The sequence below is a fragment of the Arthrobacter sp. SPT-J7 genome, from assembly GCF_059089965.1.
Genome location: NZ_JBNHFF010000225.1, coordinates 1 through 5,031, shown reverse-complemented (window position 1 = coordinate 5,031; position 5,031 = coordinate 1). Strand labels below are relative to the sequence as shown.

The window sequence follows — 5,031 nt, the reverse complement described above, 5'->3', positions numbered from 1 at the left end:
GGACCGTGCCGGCGGCCTTTGCCGTGATGGTCGGAGTCTCCCGTGCCACCGTCCGGCGGGTCCCCAAGACCACGCCCCGGGTCATGACCCGGCTCCACACTCCGGAACGGCCACTGGCCACGGAACGCTGACCCTCGTGCGGCCTTCCACGCCCGCCCGGTTTTCCTCGCGCGGAGCAGTCGTTGGCCTGGTCTTCCTGGCGGCGTGGTGGATCCACGGTTACCGTGCGTACAGGGATATGTGGCGGAGGTTCGAGCCGCCCTCCCCGACCCCGCCGGCGTGGGCCTGTACCGGCTCAGTCGATGGCCGCCATCAGTTCAACCACACGATCCAGGTAGGCGTCCACTTGGGTTTCCTCGTATCCATCGGGGCCAACGGCCGGACGGAAAACTGCGCGGCGGACGTTGTCGACGCTGAGCGGCTTGTCCTGTTCCAGGTATGCGATGAGTTCGTGGCACAAGTGGTCCACGTCAACCGTGTTGTAGCTGCGGACCTTTTTCTTGGAAGGCCGGCGGAAGCGGTCGCCGTCGGGGCGGTGCAGCCTGCCGCGGAGGATGCCGGACAGGTTTCCGATCTCCCGCAGCCAGGCTTCCTCACCGTGGGCAGCGATCAACTCGTCCCGTTCCCGGCGGGCGAAGGCGTCTTCGAGACGGTCGAGTGCTGCGTCCACGACGGCAGCTGAATAACCGCCTTTGACGGGGTCGAAAGAGACGGCCCTGACAGCGGCACTGGTAACGGGCTCCGCCACAGCCTGAGGGGTTTCAAGTGACACCCGCGCCCGCTGCAGGAACGTGTCCACCTGCTTGGCGTTGTAGCCGTAATTGCTGCGCTCCACGCGCTCAAAGGACGCAGGGATCTGCCGATGAATGTCCAATGCCACTTTTGATTCCTTCGATGCTCTTCAAGCCGTTACTCCAGCACCAGTCTATTGGCGCCCGGACCCGGCAAGGGTTTTGTGTGTCAGGCCCCGGAAACGAGCCCGTACAGGACAAAAGCCGCCGGGGCCGCAAAAACGATGGAGTCCAGACGGTCCATCACGCCGCCATGTCCCGGCAGGATGCTGCTCATGTCCTTGACGCCCAGTTCGCGCTTAACCATCGACTCCGCCAGGTCACCCGCCGTGGATGCCGCCACCAAACCCACTGCGAGGACAACACCCACCCACCAGGGCTTGTCCAGCAGAAAGAGACTGGCAAGGATTCCGATGAATATTGCGCCGCCAATGGAACCGGCGAATCCTTCCCAGGATTTTTTCGGGCTGATCTTGGGCGCCATCGGATGCTTGCCCAGGGACGCGCCCACCAGGTAACCGAAGGTGTCGTTCGACACGACCAGCAACAGCATCACCGCCACCTGCCACGCGCCGTCGGGAATTGTTCCTTCCGGCCAAAGGCCCAGCGGAGTAGCGCCGCCCGACGCGTGCAGCGGAAGCGCCGCGAAGCTGATGAAGAACGGCACCCAGCCCAAGGTAAAGACGCCCGCGAAGATACTGTTGGCCGAGCCGGCGGCGCTATCGATGGAACGCCACAGCAGCACTGCCACGGAGCTGAGCAGCATGCCAAAGAGCAGGCTTTCCATCCCGCCGAAATAGGCAGCAAAAGGCATGGCCACCGTGCCGGTCATGACCGGCACAATGGGCATCCTGGTCCCGTTCGCCTCCAGGGCGCGGTAAATTTCCCACACCCCAATAACAGCGAACGCAGTGGTGACTGCAACAAATCCGAGCGGGAGGAACAGCAGCCCACCCAGCACGGCGAAGAGCATGGCCAGGCCCACCACCACCGCAGCCGGCAGGTTGCGCCCGGCCTTCGGCGTCGGGTTGGTCCTGGGCTGCTTCCCCCGTGTGCGCGCCCGCTGTGCCGGGGCCTGCTCTGCCTGCCCCATCAGACTTCGAGCAGCTCTGCTTCCTTGCGCTTGAGCAGCTCGTCGATGCCGTCCACATGCGCCTTGGTGAGTCCGTCCAGTTCCTTTTCCGCGCGGGTGCCCTCATCCTCGCCGGCTTCGCCGTCCTTGACCAGCTTGTCAAGGGTCTCCTTTGCCTTGCGGCGGATGTTGCGGATGGAGACCTTGGCGTCTTCGCCCTTGGTCTTGACGATCTTGACGTATTCCTTACGGCGTTCCTTGGTCAGCTCCGGAATGGTGACCCGGATGACGTTGCCGTCGTTGGACGGGTTGGCACCGACCTCAGAGTCGCTGAGCGCGCGTTCGATGTCGCGCAGAGCGGTTTTGTCGAACGGGGTGATGAGGATGGTGCGGGCGTCCGGAATGGCGAACGAGGCCAGCTGCTGCAGCGGTGTGGGTGAGCCGTAGTAGTCCACCAGGACCTTGTTGTACAGGCCCGGGTTTGCCCGCCCGGTGCGGATGGAAGCGAAGTCTTCCTTGGCTACCTCAACAGCCTTGTCCATCTTTTCTTCGGCTTCGAGCAAGGTTTCTTCGATCACGGTCTCTCCTGAAGATTCGGGTGCTGTCCGGGGCCCGGTTCCATGCACAACGTGGTTCTCTGTTACTGCTTCCGCTCCTGGTCCCGAAGGCAGGGGCGGAACGGTCCTGAAAACATCCTAGCCGTAGCTAGGCACTGACCAGCGTGCCCAGCTTCTCGCCGAGGATGGCCCGGGTAACGTTGCCCTCGCCCTCCATGCCGAAGACCACCATCGAGAGATTGTTGTCCTTGCACATGGTCATAGCCGTCTGGTCCATCACACGGATGTCGCGGCGGAGGGCATCGTCATAGCTGAGGGTCTCGAGCCGTTCGGCTGAGGGGTCCTTCTTCGGGTCCGCCGTGTAGACAGCGTCCACACCGCTCTTCGCCATCAGGACGACGTCGGCATGGACTTCGAGGGCACGCTGGGCCGCGACGGTGTCGGTGGAAAAGTACGGCAGGCCGGCGCCCGCGCCGAAGATGACCACACGGCCCTTTTCCATGTGCCTGATGGCGCGGCGGGGAATGTAGGCTTCAGCCACCTGCCCCATGGTTATGGCGCTCTGGACGCGGGTTTCGACGCCGGCCTGCTCCAGGAAGTCCTGCAGGGCCAGGCAGTTCATCACAGTTCCGAGCATGCCCATGTAGTCCGCCCTTGAGCGGTCCATGCCGCTCTGGGAAAGTTCTGCGCCGCGGAAGAAGTTGCCGCCGCCAACCACAATCGCCACTTCCACCTGTGGAACGGCAGCCGCGATCTGCTTGGCGACGTCGCGGACCGTCTCCGGGTCAACGCCAAGCTTCCCGCCGCCGAAGACCTCGCCGGAAAGCTTCAGGAGGACCCGGCGTCGACTTTTCTCTGGCTGGATTACAGTGTTGACGGCTTCCATGATGCCTTCCCGTTGGTGAGTCTCAAAAAAGGTTATCCTGCTGGGGCCAATGCTCGGTACCGGCCCGGTGCATGCAAAAGGGGCGGCCACCGAAGTGGCCACCCCCTTGCAGTTTCGACTAGGAGCCGACGCGGAAACGCGTGAACGCGGTTCCCTTGACACCGGCCTCAGTGAGGACCTGTGCCACTGACTTCTTGGCGTCCTTCGCGAATGCCTGGTCAACCAGGACCTCACCCTTGTAGAAGCCGGTTACGCGGCCTTCCACGATCTTGGTGAGTGCGGCTTCGGGCTTGCCCTCGGCCTTGGCGGTCTCTTCGGCGATGCGGCGCTCGGACTCAACCAGCTCGGACGGAACGTCGTCACGGGTCAGGTAGTTCGGGGCCATGGCAGCGATATGGACTGCAACGTCGTGGGCGGCGGTGGCAGCGGTTTCGCCTTCACCGTCGACAGCGAACAGCACGCCAACCTGGGCCGGGAGGTCCTTGGAGGTCTTGTGCAGGTAAGCGTCAACCGTTGCGCCCTCGACGCGGGAGATGCGGCGGACAACAACCTTTTCGCCCAGGACAGCGCCTTCTTCGACGACGACCTCGGAGAGCGGCTTGCCGTCAACTTCGGTGGCGAGCAGGGTCTCGAGGTCGGCTGCGCCGGACTCAACGGCAACGGCCAGGACCTTGTCGGCCAGCTGGATGAACTTGTCAGCCTTGGCCACGAAGTCGGTCTCGCAGTTGACCTCGATCATGACGCCGACGCCGTTGCTGACCTTTGCGGCCACCAGGCCTTCAGCGGTGGAGCGGCCCTCGCGCTTGGTAGCGCCCTTGAGGCCCTTGATGCGGATGATTTCGATGGCCTTCTCGGCGTCGCCGTTGGCTTCGTCAAGAGCCTTCTTGACATCCATCATGCCGGCGCCGGTGCGCTCGCGCAGGGCCTTGATGTCCGCGGCAGTGTAGTTCGCCATGTGAACCCCTCTGTCTAGAAATGTGTTGTGGTGTACGGACCGACAGGACGGCAGCCCACGTTGTGGGCCGCCATCCTGTCAGCGGCTCCGGCACCGCAGGCGGTGCCGGAGAATCCGGATTTCTTGGTGTTACTTGGCGTCTTCAGCCGGAGCTTCGGCCGCAGGAGCCTCGGCAGCGGCAGGAGCTTCAGCTTCCTCGGCGGGAGCAGCAGCGGCAGCTTCCTCAGCCTTGCTGCCCTCGAGGAGCTCACGCTCCCACTCGGCCAGCGGCTCTTCCGGAGCTTCGGTGGTGCCGGTGGCGCGGTTGTTGCGGGCGATCAGGCCTTCGGCAACGGCGTCGGCAACAACGCGGGTCAGGAGGTTCACGGAGCGGATGGCGTCATCGTTGCCCGGGATCGGGAAGTCGACCTCGTCCGGATCGCAGTTGGTGTCCAGGATGGCCACAACCGGGATGTTCAGCTTTTTCGCCTCGTCAACGGCAAGGTGCTCCTTCTTGGTGTCCACGATCCAGAGCACGGAGGGTGCCTTGGTGAGGTTGCGGATACCGCCGAGGTTGGACTCAAGCTTGGTGAGTTCGCGCTTGAGGAGCAGGAGCTCCTTCTTGGTGTACGCGGAACCGGCGACGTCGTCGAAGTCGATCTCTTCGAGTTCCTTCATGCGCTGGATGCGCTTGGCGACCGTCTGGAAGTTGGTCAGCATACCGCCGAGCCAACGCTGGTTCACGTACGGCTGGCCAACGCGGGTTGCCTGCTCGGCAATTGCTTCCTGGG

6 protein-coding genes are annotated in these 5,031 nt (G+C 63.7%); all 6 read right to left on the bottom strand.

Annotation, left to right across the window (positions count from 1 at the left end):
* Nucleotides 1-295: 295 nt before the first annotated feature.
* Nucleotides 296-880 carry a DivIVA domain-containing protein gene (locus AC5RWX_RS29935; RefSeq protein WP_494099851.1) on the bottom strand — a complete coding sequence of 195 codons (585 nt, stop codon included), beginning with the start codon at nt 878-880 and terminating at the stop codon, nt 296-298.
* 80 nt (nt 881-960) lie between these two features.
* The gene (locus AC5RWX_RS29930) at nt 961-1,884 is read right to left on the bottom strand and encodes a phosphatidate cytidylyltransferase (protein WP_494099850.1); all 924 of its coding nucleotides are present in this window, start codon (nt 1,882-1,884) and stop codon (nt 961-963) included.
* The gene (gene frr, locus AC5RWX_RS29925; RefSeq protein ID WP_458779041.1) at nt 1,884-2,441 is read right to left on the bottom strand and encodes a ribosome recycling factor; all 558 of its coding nucleotides are present in this window, start codon (nt 2,439-2,441) and stop codon (nt 1,884-1,886) included. Before frr ends, AC5RWX_RS29930 begins: the two co-directional genes overlap by 1 nt.
* A gap of 127 nt (nt 2,442-2,568) precedes the next feature.
* Nucleotides 2,569-3,306: a UMP kinase gene (gene pyrH / locus AC5RWX_RS29920; protein WP_494099849.1), complete on the bottom strand. Its 738-nt coding sequence runs from the start codon at nt 3,304-3,306 to the stop codon at nt 2,569-2,571.
* A 118-nt stretch (nt 3,307-3,424) separates the two neighbouring features.
* Nucleotides 3,425-4,261, bottom strand: coding sequence for a translation elongation factor Ts (tsf, locus tag AC5RWX_RS29915; RefSeq protein ID WP_494099848.1), 837 nt, complete (start codon nt 4,259-4,261; stop codon nt 3,425-3,427).
* A 129-nt stretch (nt 4,262-4,390) separates the two neighbouring features.
* Nucleotides 4,391-5,031, bottom strand: a 641-nt coding sequence (rpsB, locus tag AC5RWX_RS29910) for a 30S ribosomal protein S2 (RefSeq protein WP_494099847.1), incomplete at its 5' end; no start/stop codon positions are given.